General features: G+C 42.0%; 11 protein-coding genes. 9 read left to right on the forward strand and 2 right to left on the reverse strand.

Going from position 1 to position 14,284, the window contains the following annotated elements; translation table 11 throughout:
- Position 1 precedes the first annotated feature (1 nt).
- A complete protein-coding gene (gene argH, locus Q4574_RS02050) occupies positions 2–1,378 on the forward strand; it encodes an argininosuccinate lyase (RefSeq protein ID WP_303470886.1) in 1,377 nt (458 codons plus the stop codon).
- Positions 1,379–1,389: 11 nt separating this feature from the next.
- Positions 1,390–2,706 carry an amino-acid N-acetyltransferase gene (gene argA, locus Q4574_RS02055; RefSeq protein WP_303470887.1) on the forward strand — a complete coding sequence of 439 codons (1,317 nt, stop codon included), beginning with the start codon at positions 1,390–1,392 and terminating at the stop codon, positions 2,704–2,706.
- A 107-nt stretch (positions 2,707–2,813) separates the two neighbouring features.
- Here the strand turns inward: argA and Q4574_RS02060 are convergent, their stop codons facing one another.
- Positions 2,814–4,502 (reverse strand): NAD-dependent malic enzyme, encoded by a 1,689-nt coding sequence (locus Q4574_RS02060; protein WP_303470889.1) that lies wholly within the window; start codon positions 4,500–4,502, stop codon positions 2,814–2,816.
- Between the two features lie 269 nt (positions 4,503–4,771).
- On the reverse strand, positions 4,772–7,474 hold the full coding sequence (locus Q4574_RS02065; protein WP_303470891.1) for a penicillin-binding protein 1A: 2,703 nt from the start codon (positions 7,472–7,474) through the stop codon (positions 4,772–4,774).
- Between the two features lie 139 nt (positions 7,475–7,613).
- On the opposite strand from Q4574_RS02065, the gene pilM reads away from it, so the two are divergent.
- The 7 genes from pilM to aroB all read left to right on the forward strand — a co-directional run bounded on the left by pilM (position 7,614) and on the right by aroB (position 14,252).
- Positions 7,614–8,678, forward strand: coding sequence for a type IV pilus assembly protein PilM (gene pilM, locus Q4574_RS02070; protein WP_303471658.1), 1,065 nt, complete (start codon positions 7,614–7,616; stop codon positions 8,676–8,678).
- Complete coding sequence (locus tag Q4574_RS02075) at positions 8,666–9,250, forward strand: PilN domain-containing protein (RefSeq protein ID WP_303470893.1); 585 nt, start codon at positions 8,666–8,668, stop codon at positions 9,248–9,250. The genes pilM and Q4574_RS02075 overlap by 13 nt, the downstream gene beginning before the upstream one ends.
- Entirely contained in the window at positions 9,247–9,846 is a 600-nt protein-coding gene (locus tag Q4574_RS02080; RefSeq protein ID WP_303470895.1) for a type 4a pilus biogenesis protein PilO, read from the forward strand. The genes Q4574_RS02075 and Q4574_RS02080 overlap by 4 nt, the downstream gene beginning before the upstream one ends.
- On the forward strand, positions 9,843–10,379 hold the full coding sequence (locus tag Q4574_RS02085; protein WP_303470897.1) for a pilus assembly protein PilP: 537 nt from the start codon (positions 9,843–9,845) through the stop codon (positions 10,377–10,379). The genes Q4574_RS02080 and Q4574_RS02085 overlap by 4 nt, the downstream gene beginning before the upstream one ends.
- Positions 10,372–12,132 (forward strand): type IV pilus secretin PilQ, encoded by a 1,761-nt coding sequence (locus tag Q4574_RS02090; RefSeq protein WP_303470899.1) that lies wholly within the window; start codon positions 10,372–10,374, stop codon positions 12,130–12,132. Before Q4574_RS02085 ends, Q4574_RS02090 begins: the two co-directional genes overlap by 8 nt.
- Positions 12,133–12,634: 502 nt before the next feature.
- A complete protein-coding gene (gene aroK / locus Q4574_RS02095) occupies positions 12,635–13,150 on the forward strand; it encodes a shikimate kinase AroK (RefSeq protein WP_303471661.1) in 516 nt (171 codons plus the stop codon).
- 31 nt (positions 13,151–13,181) lie between these two features.
- Positions 13,182–14,252: a 3-dehydroquinate synthase gene (gene aroB / locus Q4574_RS02100; RefSeq protein ID WP_303470901.1), complete on the forward strand. Its 1,071-nt coding sequence runs from the start codon at positions 13,182–13,184 to the stop codon at positions 14,250–14,252.
- Positions 14,253–14,284: the final 32 nt, after the last annotated feature.

Here is a 14,284-nt window from a genome sequence, read left to right on the forward strand (position 1 = left end):
CATGGGTTTATGGGGAGGCCGCTTCCAAGAGGGCAGCAGTAACATGTTCAAACAGGTCAATGACTCTTTGCCCTTTGACCGAATATTAGCGAGCCAAGATATTCGTGGCTCGATTGTTTGGTCTCGTGCCATAGCGAAAGCTGGCGTGTTAACCACTGAAGAACAGCAACAACTTGAATCTGCATTAAATGAATTGCTGAGTAAAGCCGATGCCGATGAACTGGATTTTGATGCCAGTGGTGAAGAAGATATTCATAGCTTCATCGAGTCAGCGTTAATTGAAAAGCTAGGTGACTTAGGCCGAAAACTGCATACAGGACGCAGTCGAAACGACCAAGTGGCGACGGATTTTAGACTCTGGTGTAAAGAGCATTTAGAAAGTCTTAAAGATGATCTAATCGCAATTAAAAATGCCCTTGTACTGTCAGCCGATCGCAATAGAAAAGTTATCTTGCCAGGTTATACCCATTTGCAACGCGCTCAACCCGTGCGTTATCCGCATTGGTGTTTGGCGTATGTTGAAATGCTCAAACGCGACATTAGTCGTTTACAAGATTTGCTGGCAAGAATGAACCAATGTCCACTAGGCAGTGGTGCTTTAGCAGGCACTGTGTACGCTATTGATCGTCAGGAGATTGCAGAGCAACTTAGCTTTGCCTCTCCTTGTGTGAATAGTTTAGATGCAGTATCTGATCGAGACTATGTTCTAGAGCTTTTATTCTGCGCAAGTACATCCATGATGCATTTATCACGCATGGCAGAAGATCTTATCTTCTTTAATTCTGGTGAAGCTGGGTTTATCACCTTAGGTGATGCTGTCACTTCTGGCTCATCATTGATGCCACAAAAGAAAAATCCTGATGCATTGGAATTAATGCGCGGCAAATGCGGCAGAGTATTTGGTAGCTTGCAGGCATTATTAGTCACTATGAAAGGCCTTCCGCTTGCGTACAACAAAGACATGCAAGAAGACAAAGAAGGTGCCTTTGATGCGGTTAATCAATGGCATATTTGTTTGTGCATAGCTGCCGAAGTAGTAGACACCATTGAATTAGATGCAGAGCGCACAGCGCAAGCAGCTAAGCAAGGTTATGCCAATGCGACCGAAATGGCCGATTATCTTGTTGCCAAAGGTATTCCATTTAGAACTGCACATGACATTTCTGGACAAATCGTACTCGCTGCTATCGAACAAAACAAAGCCATTGAAAATTTAACGCTAGAGGAATTACAAAACTTCAGTTCTGAAATTGAAGACGATGTGTATGCCGTACTAGAGCTAGAGTACTTGGTTGATAAGCGCAATATACTTGGTGGCACAGGTGCACAGCCAGTATTTGCAGCCCTTGATGCTGAACTGAAAAGTATAAAGAGCTGAGGAACGAAATAATGGTGATGTCAGACATTGATAGCGTTAGGTTGTTTCGCAACTCTGCCCCTTATATTAATTCTCATAGGGGTAAAACGTTTGTTTTAATGTTTGGTGGCGAGGCCGTTGAAGACATTAACTTCCCCAATATTATCAATGACATAGCCTTACTTAATAGTTTGGGTGTGAAACTTGTTTTGGTACACGGTGCGCGCCCGCAAATCGACCAACGTATTGCCTTACGGGGTGTTGAAAAACGCTTTAGTAATAATGTTCGCTTAACCGACAAAGACACCTTGGAATCGGTAAAAGACGCTGCAGGCTCAGTACGTTCGCAAATTGAGGCTCTGTTAACCATGGGGCTGGCAAACTCGCCAATGCACGGCGCGCATATTCGTGTGTGCTCTGGTAATTTGGTTGTCGCCATGCCTATGGGCGTTAGAGACGGTGTTGATTTTGAGCACACGGGCGTGGTGAGACGTATTGATGTAGTTGGCATAAACGATCACCTTCAAGATGGCTCCATCGTCTTGTTATCACCTATGGGATACTCATCCACAGGAGAAGTGTTTAACTTATCTCACGAAGATGTTGCCACTCAAGCGGCGATAAGCTTAAACGCCGACAAGTTGATTGTTTTTTCTGAGCATCAAGGCATTTTAGATGAAAGCGGAAAACTGCGCCGCAACATAGACTCATCAAAGTTGGCTGATTTGCTGGAAGAAGGTGCCAGAGAAGATCAACGAGGCATCTTAGACGCAATCAATCAAACCATTGCTGCGGATATTCCCCGCTGCCATTGCGTTAGCTTCAAAAAAGATGGGGCTTTACTGCAAGAGTTATTCACCCGAGACGGTTCTGGTTCTCTTGTTTCAAAACGCCATTACGAGCAACTTCGCAAAGCGAAAATTGAAGATGTGGGAGGGATCCTACAGTTGATCAATCCCCTCGAAGAGAAAGGGATTTTGGTTAAACGTTCTCGAGAGCTTTTAGAAGCGGAGATTGAACAGTTTACTGTTATCGAGCGCGACGGCATGATTATCGCCTGTGCTGCTTTTTACCCTTACCCCCAAGATGGTACGGGAGAGCTTGCTTGTGTTGCTACCCATGGCGACTATCGCGGTAAAAGTCGAGCTGAACGCTTACTTGAAGCCATAAAGCAAGACGCTGAAGAACAAGGATTAGAGAGTATTTTTGTGCTGACAACTGTGACCGCTCATTGGTTTCAAGAGCAAGGTTTTGTGATGTCCAGCATTGATGCCCTGCCTGAATCGAAAAAGTTGTTATACAACTTTCAGAGGAACTCGAAGGTATTTGTTATGCCCCTTGATAAATAGACTTCTGGAACTAACCAGTATCGAGCTATTTCTGAATAAAAAAACGGCCAACTATTTTTGCGAATCGTTGGCCGTTTTTTTTGGCATTATATTAAGTTACAACGAGTTTAGATACTCACTCGTTTGTATTGACGGTATTTAGGTTTCCAGAAATTAGCTTCAATACTTGCTCGTAGCGCATCGTCGCTGGTTTCTAGTGCCAAACCTTGTTGTTGAGCAACCTTTCCTACTGCAAATGCAATTTTTTTACTTAAACTTGCAATATCAGTTAAAGGCGGTAATAACGAGCCCTCACCTTCGCTAGCTAAAGGAGAAGCCAGCGCTAAGGCTTCACTAGTGGCCATTAGCATCTCCTCACTGACCAATCGAGCTTTAGTAGCCAACACACCCAAACCAATTCCTGGGAAAATATAGCTGTTATTACATTGGGCAATGGGGAATATACTGCCGTTATATTCAACTGGGTCAAAAGGACTTCCCGTAGCAATAATTACCTGCCCGTTAGTCCATTCAATAACTTGTTCAGGTCTGGCTTCAACCTGACGAGAGGGATTGCTTAATGGGAAGATAATGGGTAAATCACAATTCGCTTTCATACCGCGAATGACGTCTTCGGTAAATAAACCAGCCTGACCGGATACCCCAATCAAAATATCTGGTTTTGCATGGTTCACCACATCTAATAAGCTTGCCCACTCATTTTCGGTTTTCCAGCCTTTAATCACTTCAGGGTTTTGAACTAATTTCTGTTGGAAATCTCGCAACCCTTGCATACCATCGGTTAATAACCCAAAACGGTCAATCATGAATACTTGCTGCCTGGCTTGAGCATCGCTGATACCCTCATGGCACATACGGCTGATAATCATCTCTGCGATCCCACATCCAGCCGATCCTGACCCCACAAACACCACTTTTTGATCTTTTAACTTAACTCCTTTGCTCAAGCATGCTGCCAAAATAGAACCAAGAGTGACAGCTGCTGTACCTTGAATATCATCATTGAAACAACATACCTGCTCACGATAGCGCTCTAACAATGGCATAGCATTAGGCTGTGCAAAATCTTCAAACTGAATTAACACTTCAGGCCAGCGTTTATGGGCTGCTTGAATAAACATATCCACAAAGTCATTATACTCTTCGCCAGTTATCCGTTTGTGACGGGCGCCCATGTACATTGGATCATCAAGTAATTTTTCATTGTTGGTACCCACATCCAGCATTACAGGTAAGGTATAAGCTGGGCTAATTCCACCGCAAGCGGTATATAATGAAAGCTTACCAATGGGTATTCCCATGCCGCCAATACCTTGGTCACCCAACCCTAAAATCCGCTCACCATCGGTTACCACTATGACTTTCACTTTGCGCTTGGTTGCGTTGCGCAAGATATCGTCAATTTGCGTCCGCTCAGAATAGGAAATAAATAAGCCACGTGAACTACGATAAATATCAGAAAATTGTTCACAAGCATCCCCTACCGTTGGGGTATAAATAATTGGCATCATTTCATCGATGTGAGACTGCACTAAACGATAAAATAAGGTTTCATTATTGTCCTGTATCGCTCGTAGATAAATATGCTTGTTAATAGGAGAAGAAAAACTGGAATATTGCATATAGGCGCGCTCTACCTGTTCTTCAATGCTCTCATAGCGTGGTGGTAATAGACCGGTTAAATTAAAATTTTCACGCTCCTTTGCAGTAAATGCACTGCCCTTATTTAATAATGGCGTTTCTAATAATGATGGGCCTGAGTGGGGAATGTACAAGTATTTAGATGTATTACTCATTAGAGGTTATCTTTTTCCGTTTTTCTCTTATTTCTAAAGAGGATTTTATGGGTTAACTGTTTAGTGAGCGTAAGTCTAACCAATACTGAGGTAAACTCAGTATCAATTTGTCTGGTCAGATGAGCCCGTCAATATAGTGCTAAATGTTTAACGAAAATTCACGTCCATCAAAGTAGCTCACAGGCTCCAAAATTAGCGATTAAGTTACCCGGCTAATCTTGGAGCTCATTTTATTTATCGTTAATATAGGTGGATAGCACTTTAGCGCGTTAAAAAATATCTTCAGGTTCGACACTGTCCTGTTGACTCGTTTCAAAGGGATCCACAATACTATCTGATTGAACTGAAGTTGTTGGTTCTGTTCCCTGGATAAAGTATTCAAACATTGAAGTGTAATCGGTTCGCGTTGTGAGCTTACCTGTTTCCCGATCAATTCTTACGGTGATAATATCTTCAGGCATAGGTTTAGTTTGTTGTGGTACGCCATCCAGGGCTTTTTCCATAAATCGGATCCACGCTGGTTGAGCTGCTTTAGCACCATCTTCGGCACCTATCATAGCATTACCAATCCAATTAAACTTCTCAGGGTTTTCGTTGATCAAATTCTGATTTCGGGAAGTGCGCCCCAACATTCGACTCATATCATCAAAGCCAACCCAAGAGGTAGCAACGAGTCCAGGCGCAAAGCCACTGAACCAAGTATCACGAGAGTCATTGGTAGTACCGGTTTTACCCGCCAAATCAGTGCGGCCGAGAATATTTCTAGCTCGCCAACCTGTGCCCAGCCAATAGGTATTGCGCTTAGGATCGTTGCTCCAACGGCCATTGCCACGCACAGCGGTGCGCATCATTTCTCGGACTAAAAAGGTGTTTTGGGCCGACACCACTCGTTCAGCAATATTTATCTCGGGCTCTTCCTCAGCCCCGGCTTCTGGTTCCGACAAACCATTTAATTCAGCTGCCAACAAAGCTTCAATCTGCTGCTCTGTCAGCTCTTCTGGATTGAGTTCTGACGAGCTTTCCTCTTGGGTTTGCTCGGCATTAAGGCTTTCACATTCTTCACAAACCTGTGGTGGATTGGCTTGCCATAGAATTTTGCCATATTCATCTTCGATACGCTGGATGAAATGAGGGCGCACATAATAGCCACCGTTAGCGATTACTGACATGGCAGTGGCAACCTCTAAAGGTGTTTGCGAGCCTGAGCCCAAAGATAAGGTTTCATCTTTAGGGATTTCACTGCGGTCAAAACCAAATTTACTAAGATGGTCCACTGCTGCGTTGATACCAATTGCACGTAACAAACGAACAGATACAACGTTTTTCGATTTTCCTAAAGCAACACGCATGCGAATGGGTCCATCATAAACTGCAGGTGAGTTTTGTGGCCGCCATGCAGTACCTGTGCTTGCATCCCATTGATTAATGGGGGCATCATTAATGATACTCGCTAAGGTATAACCTTGTTCGATTGCGGCAGAATATATGAAAGGTTTAATATTTGAGCCCACTTGCCTTTTTGCTTGGGTCGCGCGATTAAATTGACTCTGGTAAAAACTATAACCGCCTACAACTGCCTGAACCGCACCATTATTAGGGTCAAGAGCCACAAATGCGCCACTCACCGTAGGCAATTGCGATAACTTCCAGATACCTTCTTCGTTTTGTCTAATCCATATTAATTGACCTTCGGCAACAATATCACTCGCAGTTTTAGGATCCTTACCTTGGCGATTATCATCTATATAAGGTCTTGCCCAATGCATACCTTGCCATTCGATAGTTTGATATTCCCCTTGGCCATTAAAAACTTCAAAACTGGTTTCATCAACTTTAGTGACCACTGCCGGATTAAGAACTCCAATTTTCGGATACGCAGCCAAAACCTCTAACATCTGAGTTTCGTCCCATGGGGCTGAGTCGAGTTCAACCAGTTCAATCAGTTCAGAATTTTCATCTGCACTGTTATTCTGTTGGTTATTTTCTTCTTGCTCTCCCCATAACACTCGTATGGGACCACGATATCCATGGCGTTCGTCATAATCATGCAAATTACGTATCACTGCGGTTTGTGCGGCAAACTGTAAATCCGATGGCGCAGTAGCAAATACTTGATAACCGCCGGTTTCAGCTTCTTCTTTGCCATACAGCTCAACCATTTCATTGTAGATAAGATCGGCTAAGTAAGGCGCATCTAACTGAATTTCCGCGCCATGACGTTTAGAAATCACAGGTTCGTTATTAGCCTGATCAAACTCCTCACGAGTTATATACTCCTCATCAAGCATTCTTAACAATACAACTCTGCGGCGCGCTTTAGCCCTTTCTGGACTGGAAATTGGATTCAATGTAGAAGGAGCTTTAGGCAGCCCAGCAATGGTCGCCACTTCAGCTAGACTCAGCTCATTCACCGCCTTGCCATAATAAACTTGGGCGGCTGCACCAAACCCGAAAGCGCGATGCCCCAATTCAATTTTATTTAAATACAGCGCCAATATTTCATCTTTGCTAAGCAAACCTTCCATATGCCATGCAATAAAGATCTCTTTTATTTTTCGAATGTAGGTTTTATCACGGGTTAAGAAAAAGCCTCTCGCTAGCTGCATTGTAAGGGTACTACCACCTTGCCCACGCTCGCCAGTCAAGACTAAATTCACAAAAGCTCGCCCTAAGCCGATAGGATCTATACCAGGGTGTTCGTAGAATCGACTATCCTCTATTGCAAGTACGGCATTAATGAGTGATTGCGGGACTTCGTCTAACTCTAAAGGTATGCGACGCTTGACACCAAACTGAGAAATCAGTTTACCGTCTTGTGTATAAATCTTCATGGGTGTTTGTAAGCGAACGTCTTTTAACACTTCAACACTTGGAAGATCGGGTTTGATATAAAAGTACATACCTACAATCGCTATCGTACCAAGCAGAAATGCGGCTATACTCATTATTAATAACAGTTTGATGTACTTCACAAAAATTAAACTACCAGAGCAAAATTAACTAAATGACTTATATTTTATACCTATGTACCGTTATTAGAACCATTAAAAACAAAAAAATGAGTAATAATGGTAAAACTAAAGCAATTAATATGGTTCGGAACTAACTGTGTTGAAAGAACTTTTCAAGAAAAAAGCCTCTCAAATGATAGGTCTCGATATCGGTACCAGGTACGTTAAGGCCGTTTTGTTCGAACAAGATGGCAAGCAAACTAAGGTACAGAGTTTCGCATGTGAGCAAATAAACGGCAATGCCTTTGCTGACAGAGAAATAAAAGATTTTGACGCTATTAGTAACGTGCTCAAAAAAGTGAAACTGTCTCTGAAAAGCAAAAACAAAAATGTTGTGGTGGCTATATCAGGCAGTTCAGTGTTAAGTAAAATCGTTTATATGGATCCCGACCAACAAGATTTCGAACTGGAAACACAAATCGAAATCGAATCTGACAGCCTTATTCCCTATCCATTAGAAGAAGTCTATTTAGATTTTGAAGAGCTAGGTGAGAGCAAGACACATATAGGTAAAGTGGATGTATTGTTAAGTGCTGCCCACAAAGATGTCGTCGATAGCCGTATTACCCTGTTAAGGGAGCTCGAGTTTATACCTAAAATTGTTGATATCGAAAATTATGCGCTAGGCAATGCAATAATTGAATTTGCCGAGTATCCTGCAGACAAACCCGTGCTATGTTTCAATATTGGCGCGTCTCAATTACAACTTTGCGTGGTCGAAAATGACAGAGTTGTTTATAGCAAAGAGCATAGTTTTGGGATGGATAGTCTTATTCAAGATTTGAGTATTATTCACACCCTGGAGAAATCAGAAACCGAGCAACAATTGGTTAAAGGTGAGTTACCTGCTACCTGGCGTGAAGATACATTCCCGATATTTTTAGCTAACCTAAACCAACATATCAGTCGCGCGGTTCAAATGTATATTAGTTCAACTGGTGCGGAACGACCTGAATCCATGATGGTCTGTGGTGGTGGCGCAAATATACAACAAATAGCCGCTGATTTAGAATCAGAATTAGCAGTGGAAGTGACTATTTTCAATCCATTTAAAGCAATGCAAATTTCTGAAAAAGCGGAACAGCAAGGTTTTCAAGACGTGGCTCCACAATTAGCGATTGCAGCCGGTTTAGCATCTAGGAGTTTCAAGCCATGTCACATGTAAATTTATTACCATGGCGAGAGGAACTGCGCAAAAGACAGAAGAAGGATTTTTTAACACTGCTGTTTGCCGTCGCCCTTTTTGTGATGATTATTGTTTACCTAATAGGCATGCTAATCGATAGCAAGATCGCTGGCCAAAATCAGCGAAATGCATTTTTAGAAGGTCAAATAGCCGTTTTAGATGCCGAGATTGCCAAGATAAAAGATATTAAAGAGAGTAAAAAAGCCATTGAACAACGAATGGCCTTGATTGAACAATTGCAGACCAGCCGTAATGTTGCTCCAATCATATTCGATGAACTTGCACGCTTAGTTCCACCTGGTGTTTCTTTCCGCTCATTCTCGAGACAAGGGAATATCATAGAATTATCAGGGGTCAGCGAATCTAACAACCGTTTATCTTCATTTATGCGCAAAATAGAAGACTCTAAAATATTTGGTCAAGGTGAATTATCATCTATTGTCGCCGATACCTCCGCGCCAGATGCTGTAAGTGAATTTAAGTTAACTTTTACCATAAACTCCTCAGTGGCACCGGATTTCTCTGCAACACCAACAGAGGAACAGCAATGAAATTTGATGTAAACAAACTCAAAGAAATGAACGAGCTGGATTTCGAACAGGTCGCCAACTGGCCGTTCGAAGTGAAAACAGTGGTCGCGTTATTTGTCGCTATATTGGTATCAGTGGGTGGATACTATGGATTGATATCCTCTAAATTGCCCGTTTTAGAACGTGTTCAAGGCAACGAAGTGGAGTTAAAACAAACTTTTGCAGCTAAATATAGAATTGCCGTTAATTTAAAAGCTTATGAGGAACAACTCGCTCGCATAGAAGCAGATTTCTCCTCAATGTTAAAATCACTGCCAACCAGTAATGAAACGCCAGGTCTGATAGATGATATTACTTTTGTGGGTACAACCGCAGGTTTAAACTTTAAACTGATAAACTGGCAACAAGAAATTCCAAAAGAATTTTATACTGAGCTACCTATTCAAATGGAAGTCACTGGCAACTATCATGAATTTGGACAATTTGTATCTAATATCGCTGCCTTGCCGCGCATTGTAACTTTGCATAATTTTGATATAACTCAACAAGGTTCTGAATTACGTTTACAGCTTCAAGCAAAAACATATCGCACAGCAGTTTCGGAGCAAGGTCAATGAAAATAGTATTTTTTATGATGGCCGTTATTATGTTAGCGGGCTGTGAAGCGAAAACCGACGATTTAGTCACCTACGTAGTTGAAGTTAAACAAAGTACTTCCATAAGTATTGAGCCCTATCCTGAGTTCAAAACCCAACCCGCTTTTGAATATAAAGCTGGCGGACTACGTAGCCCTTTTAAACGACCTCGAAGCACAGCGGTTCAAACGGTAGAAGTAAAACGTGAAAATTGTTTGCAACCAGACTTCAACAGAAGCAAAGGTCCATTGGAGGCGTTTGGATTAGACGCACTAACCATTTCTGGAACGTTCACCAGTCAAGGACGAAAATGGGCACTAATTACCGCCAATGATGGTTCGTTACATAAGGTCACCACAGGAGACTACATAGGTTTGTTTTTCGGAAAAATTACGTCTATCAACAATGGTGATATTTCAATTGAAGAAATGCTGCCTGATGGTGCCGGATGCTGGCAAAAAAATAAAGCAACATTAAGCATGTCTTCACAGGCAGGAGAAAATAACAATGTCTGAGCGTTATATCTTTAATCACAAACTAAACAAAGCCAATCACACTTGGATTTGGCTAGCGTTAGTGCTTGCCGGAATATCTTCTGTTTCGTTCAATTCCAAAGCCCAACAAGTTCAAGCAGAATTAGTTAATCCCGAACAGGCAGTGGCGAGTGCTTTTCGCTCACAATTGACAGATTTGAACTTTAACCGCACTTCAACAGGAGGCAGTCGTATTTCGTTAGATTTCGATAATAGCGACTTCCAAATGCAGCTATCGCAAAAAAACAGCAAAATAACCCTTACCTTGCCAGCTGTAAAACTCGCTGAAGATCAACTTTTCACCCTTGATGTTGCAGACTTTGCCAGCCAAGTATCGAGTATAGAAACCTTTCAAGAAACTAAAGGTAGTAAAGTCGAGTTCAATTTAGTTAACAAATCAATTTTTAGTCATAAAAAGAACGGTAAACAATTAGTCATCGAAATTGAGCAAGATGATACCCCCGAAGCAAATAAAGCAGTTTCAGCATATACTGGTGAGCCCATCTCGTTAGACTTTCAAGATGTTCCTGTTCGTCAAGTTCTACAGATTATTGCCCAGGTAAATGGTTTCAATTTAGTTACTACAGATACTGTTAGTGGTAACGTAACTATTAGTTTGTCTGGCGTTCCTTGGGACCAAGCCCTTGAAATGATATTAAAAATTAAGGGCTTAGATAAACGACTTGAAGGGAATATTCTGCTTATAGCGCCTTCTGAAGAATTGACTGCTCGAGAAACACAACAATTGCAGTCTAAGCAACAAGTGGCCGATTTAGCGCCCCTAAATGCAGTCAATATTCCAATTAACTACGCTAAAGCCCAAGAAATGGCAGCAATTTTAAAATCTGCCGACGCGAGTATTCTTAGTCCAAGGGGTTCAGTCACCATTGATGAGCGCACCAATACAGTGTTGTTGCGAGATACTCAGGAATCAGTAGAAGAAGCTCGCGCTCTGATAAAGGCCTTGGATATTCCCATTAAGCAAGTTTTAATTGAATCCAGAATGGTAACCGTTCGCGACAATGTTGATGAGCAACTTGGAGTAAGATGGGGCATAAGTGACAGCACTTCCGATGGTGGCATTTCAGGATCACTGGAAGGCGCTAATGACATTGCCTCAGGGGTATTCCCAGATTTAGCAGATAGATTGAATGTTAATCTTCCAGTAACGAACCCAGCGGGAAGTATCGGTATTCAAATCGCGAGATTGGTAGATGGCACTATTATCGATTTAGAACTCAGCGCACTTGAAACAGAAAACAAAGGTGAAATCATCGCGAGCCCGCGCATCACAGTAGCCAACCAACAAGAAGCCTACATCGAGCAAGGGACGGAAATTCCGTATGTACAAGCTACCTCTAGTGGTGCGACGTCCGTAGAGTTTAAGAAAGCGGTATTGAGTTTAAAAGTGACTCCCCATATTACCCCTGACAATCGGGTTATATTAGATCTTGTTGTGACCCAAGACACTCGCGGTGAAACTGTGTCCACCTCGACAGGTCCTGCAGTCGCTATCGATACACAGGAAATCAGCACACAAGTATTAGTGGAAAATGGCGAAACCATTGTACTAGGCGGGATATTCCAACAAACATCCACTGATGATGTGTCTAAAATTCCTCTTTTAGGCGACTTGCCGGTCGTGGGTACGCTTTTTAGAAACACTCAAAAGGTAAATGAAAAACGTGAACTGCTGATTTTTGTTACCCCTAAAATACTAGTGGATACACTCTAATAACCTAGACGCATTTTTGAATAACCACTCCGGGGCAATTTTATTGCCCTTTTTTTATGAAATAGAACCATTGTTTATACAAGGTTTTAAACATTCTTGATCTGCTGTGTCATTTAGCTACAATGTAACTCTTCGCAATTGTGTCCATAACAATTAAGTAACTCAACAATTTTATGGTACATTTGCTAGCGCTTTTGTTGAGACGAATACTCCTTTTAATGTAACTAAACACATCGTTAATGGGGTACCAAAAACATATCTTTACACCTCTATATTTGATGATGGTGCAAATTAAAAGCAACAAAACTTGCAAATTTCAGCATATAACTGAGATAATCGCGCTCTCGAAATTTTGACGAGGTCATGTTCAGACCAATTACCTAGACGAATCGAGTCGACTAGATTTAACTATCTAGCTGATTTAATGGGACTTTTACGTAGTTGGAATAATTCAAATTGGGCTGCAAATCCCCAGTTAACTAAAGTTGTGATAAAAGCAAAAATGGCAGAAAAGCGTAATATTTTTCTTGTTGGTCCTATGGGGGCTGGCAAAAGCACGATAGGAAGGCATCTTGCCGACGAACTTCATCTAGAGTTTTTTGATTCCGATCAGGAAATCGAGCGTCGTACTGGCGCGGATATCGCGTGGATATTTGATTTAGAAGGTGAAGATGGTTTTAGGCTTAGAGAAGAAACCGTAATTAACGACCTAACTGATAAACAAGGTATCGTTTTAGCAACCGGTGGCGGCTCTATTGTCAGTAAGAATGTTCGTAATCGTTTGTCCGCTCGAGGCATTGTGGTTTATTTGCAAACTACCATAGACAAGCAAGTGGCTCGTACTCAACGAGACAAACGTCGTCCTTTATTGCAAAAAGATGATCCGGAAATGGTTCTGCGTGAACTTGCAGACTCTCGTAACCCTCTTTATGAGGAAGTAGCTGACTATATCGTAGATACTGACGATCAGAGCGCACGGGCTGTTGCAAGTCAAATCATAAACAAAATCGGACTTTAACCAGGTCGTTCCGCACAAGAGGTACACGCTCATGTCAACAATTAGAGTAGAGTTGGGTGAGCGTAGTTACCCAATCAATATAGATTCAGATTTACTCACTTCCAAAAGTTCGTTCGAAGAACATGTTAAAAGCAATAAAGTGATAGTCGTTACCAACGACGTCGTAAAGCCCCTTTACCTGAAATCACTATTAGGTGCGTTGGAAGGATTGGATGTGAGCGTTGTGTGCTTACCTGATGGCGAACAACATAAAAACCTAACCCAATTTGATGCAGTGACGACACAACTGCTAGAACAACATGCTGCACGAGATACCACACTAGTAGCCCTAGGCGGAGGTGTCATTGGTGATTTAACCGGCTTTGTTGCTGCGTGTTTCCAAAGGGGTATCCCTTTTATTCAAGTTCCGACCACCTTGCTTTCTCAAGTTGATTCATCAGTAGGCGGTAAAACAGCCGTTAACCATCCTCTTGGAAAAAATATGATCGGCGCTTTTTATCAGCCTCAATGCGTTGTAATTGATATTGATACCTTAAAAACCTTACCAGCCCGAGAATTTGCTGCAGGTATGGCTGAAGTGATCAAATACGGTATCATTTATGATGCTGAGTTTTTCCAATGGTTAGAAGAAAACGCTCAAGGGTTGAAAGACCTTTCCCCAGAACATTTGAAATTTGTCGTCAAACGCTGTTGCGAAATCAAAGCTGAAATTGTATCTAAGGATGAAAAAGAGCACGGAATTAGAGCCCTACTAAACCTTGGACACACCTTTGGTCACGCTATAGAAGCCGAACAAGGTTATGGCAATTGGTTACATGGTGAAGCTGTTGGCTGTGGCATGGTATTAGCCGCCAAAGCGGCCTTTAAGAAAAATTGGATTTCAAAATCTGATTTGGATCGCATGATAGCCCTTATAAAGCTATTCGAATTACCTGTGGAAGCGCCTGAACACATGAATTACGATATTTTCATGCAGCATATGCAACATGACAAGAAAGTGTTATCTGGCGCCATTAGGTTCATTATTCCGACTGCCATTGGTGAAGCTGTTGTGACTAAAGAGGTAGAACAGGATATATTGCAAGATATATTGAATCGCTAAGAGAATGGATTGTGGCCATAAACGAGTTGCAT

This window comes from Aliiglaciecola sp. 3_MG-2023, from assembly GCF_030548205.1.
Lineage (GTDB): Bacteria > Pseudomonadota > Gammaproteobacteria > Enterobacterales > Alteromonadaceae > Aliiglaciecola.

Bases quoted from the DNA above. Each gene is read 5' to 3' on its own strand.
- argH (WP_303470886.1), top strand. From the start codon at position 2: ATGGGTTTATGGGGAGGCCGCTTCCAAGAGGGCAGCAGTAACATGTTC.
- argA (WP_303470887.1), top strand. From the start codon at position 1,390: ATGGTGATGTCAGACATTGATAGCGTTAGGTTGTTTCGCAACTCTGCC.
- Q4574_RS02060 (WP_303470889.1), bottom strand. From the start codon at position 4,502: ATGAGTAATACATCTAAATACTTGTACATTCCCCACTCAGGCCCATCA.
- Q4574_RS02075 (WP_303470893.1), top strand. From the start codon at position 8,666: ATGTCACATGTAAATTTATTACCATGGCGAGAGGAACTGCGCAAAAGA.
- Q4574_RS02080 (WP_303470895.1), top strand. From the start codon at position 9,247: ATGAAATTTGATGTAAACAAACTCAAAGAAATGAACGAGCTGGATTTC.
- Q4574_RS02085 (WP_303470897.1), top strand. From the start codon at position 9,843: ATGAAAATAGTATTTTTTATGATGGCCGTTATTATGTTAGCGGGCTGT.
- Q4574_RS02090 (WP_303470899.1), top strand. From the start codon at position 10,372: ATGTCTGAGCGTTATATCTTTAATCACAAACTAAACAAAGCCAATCAC.
- aroK (WP_303471661.1), top strand. From the start codon at position 12,635: ATGGCAGAAAAGCGTAATATTTTTCTTGTTGGTCCTATGGGGGCTGGC.
- aroB (WP_303470901.1), top strand. From the start codon at position 13,182: ATGTCAACAATTAGAGTAGAGTTGGGTGAGCGTAGTTACCCAATCAAT.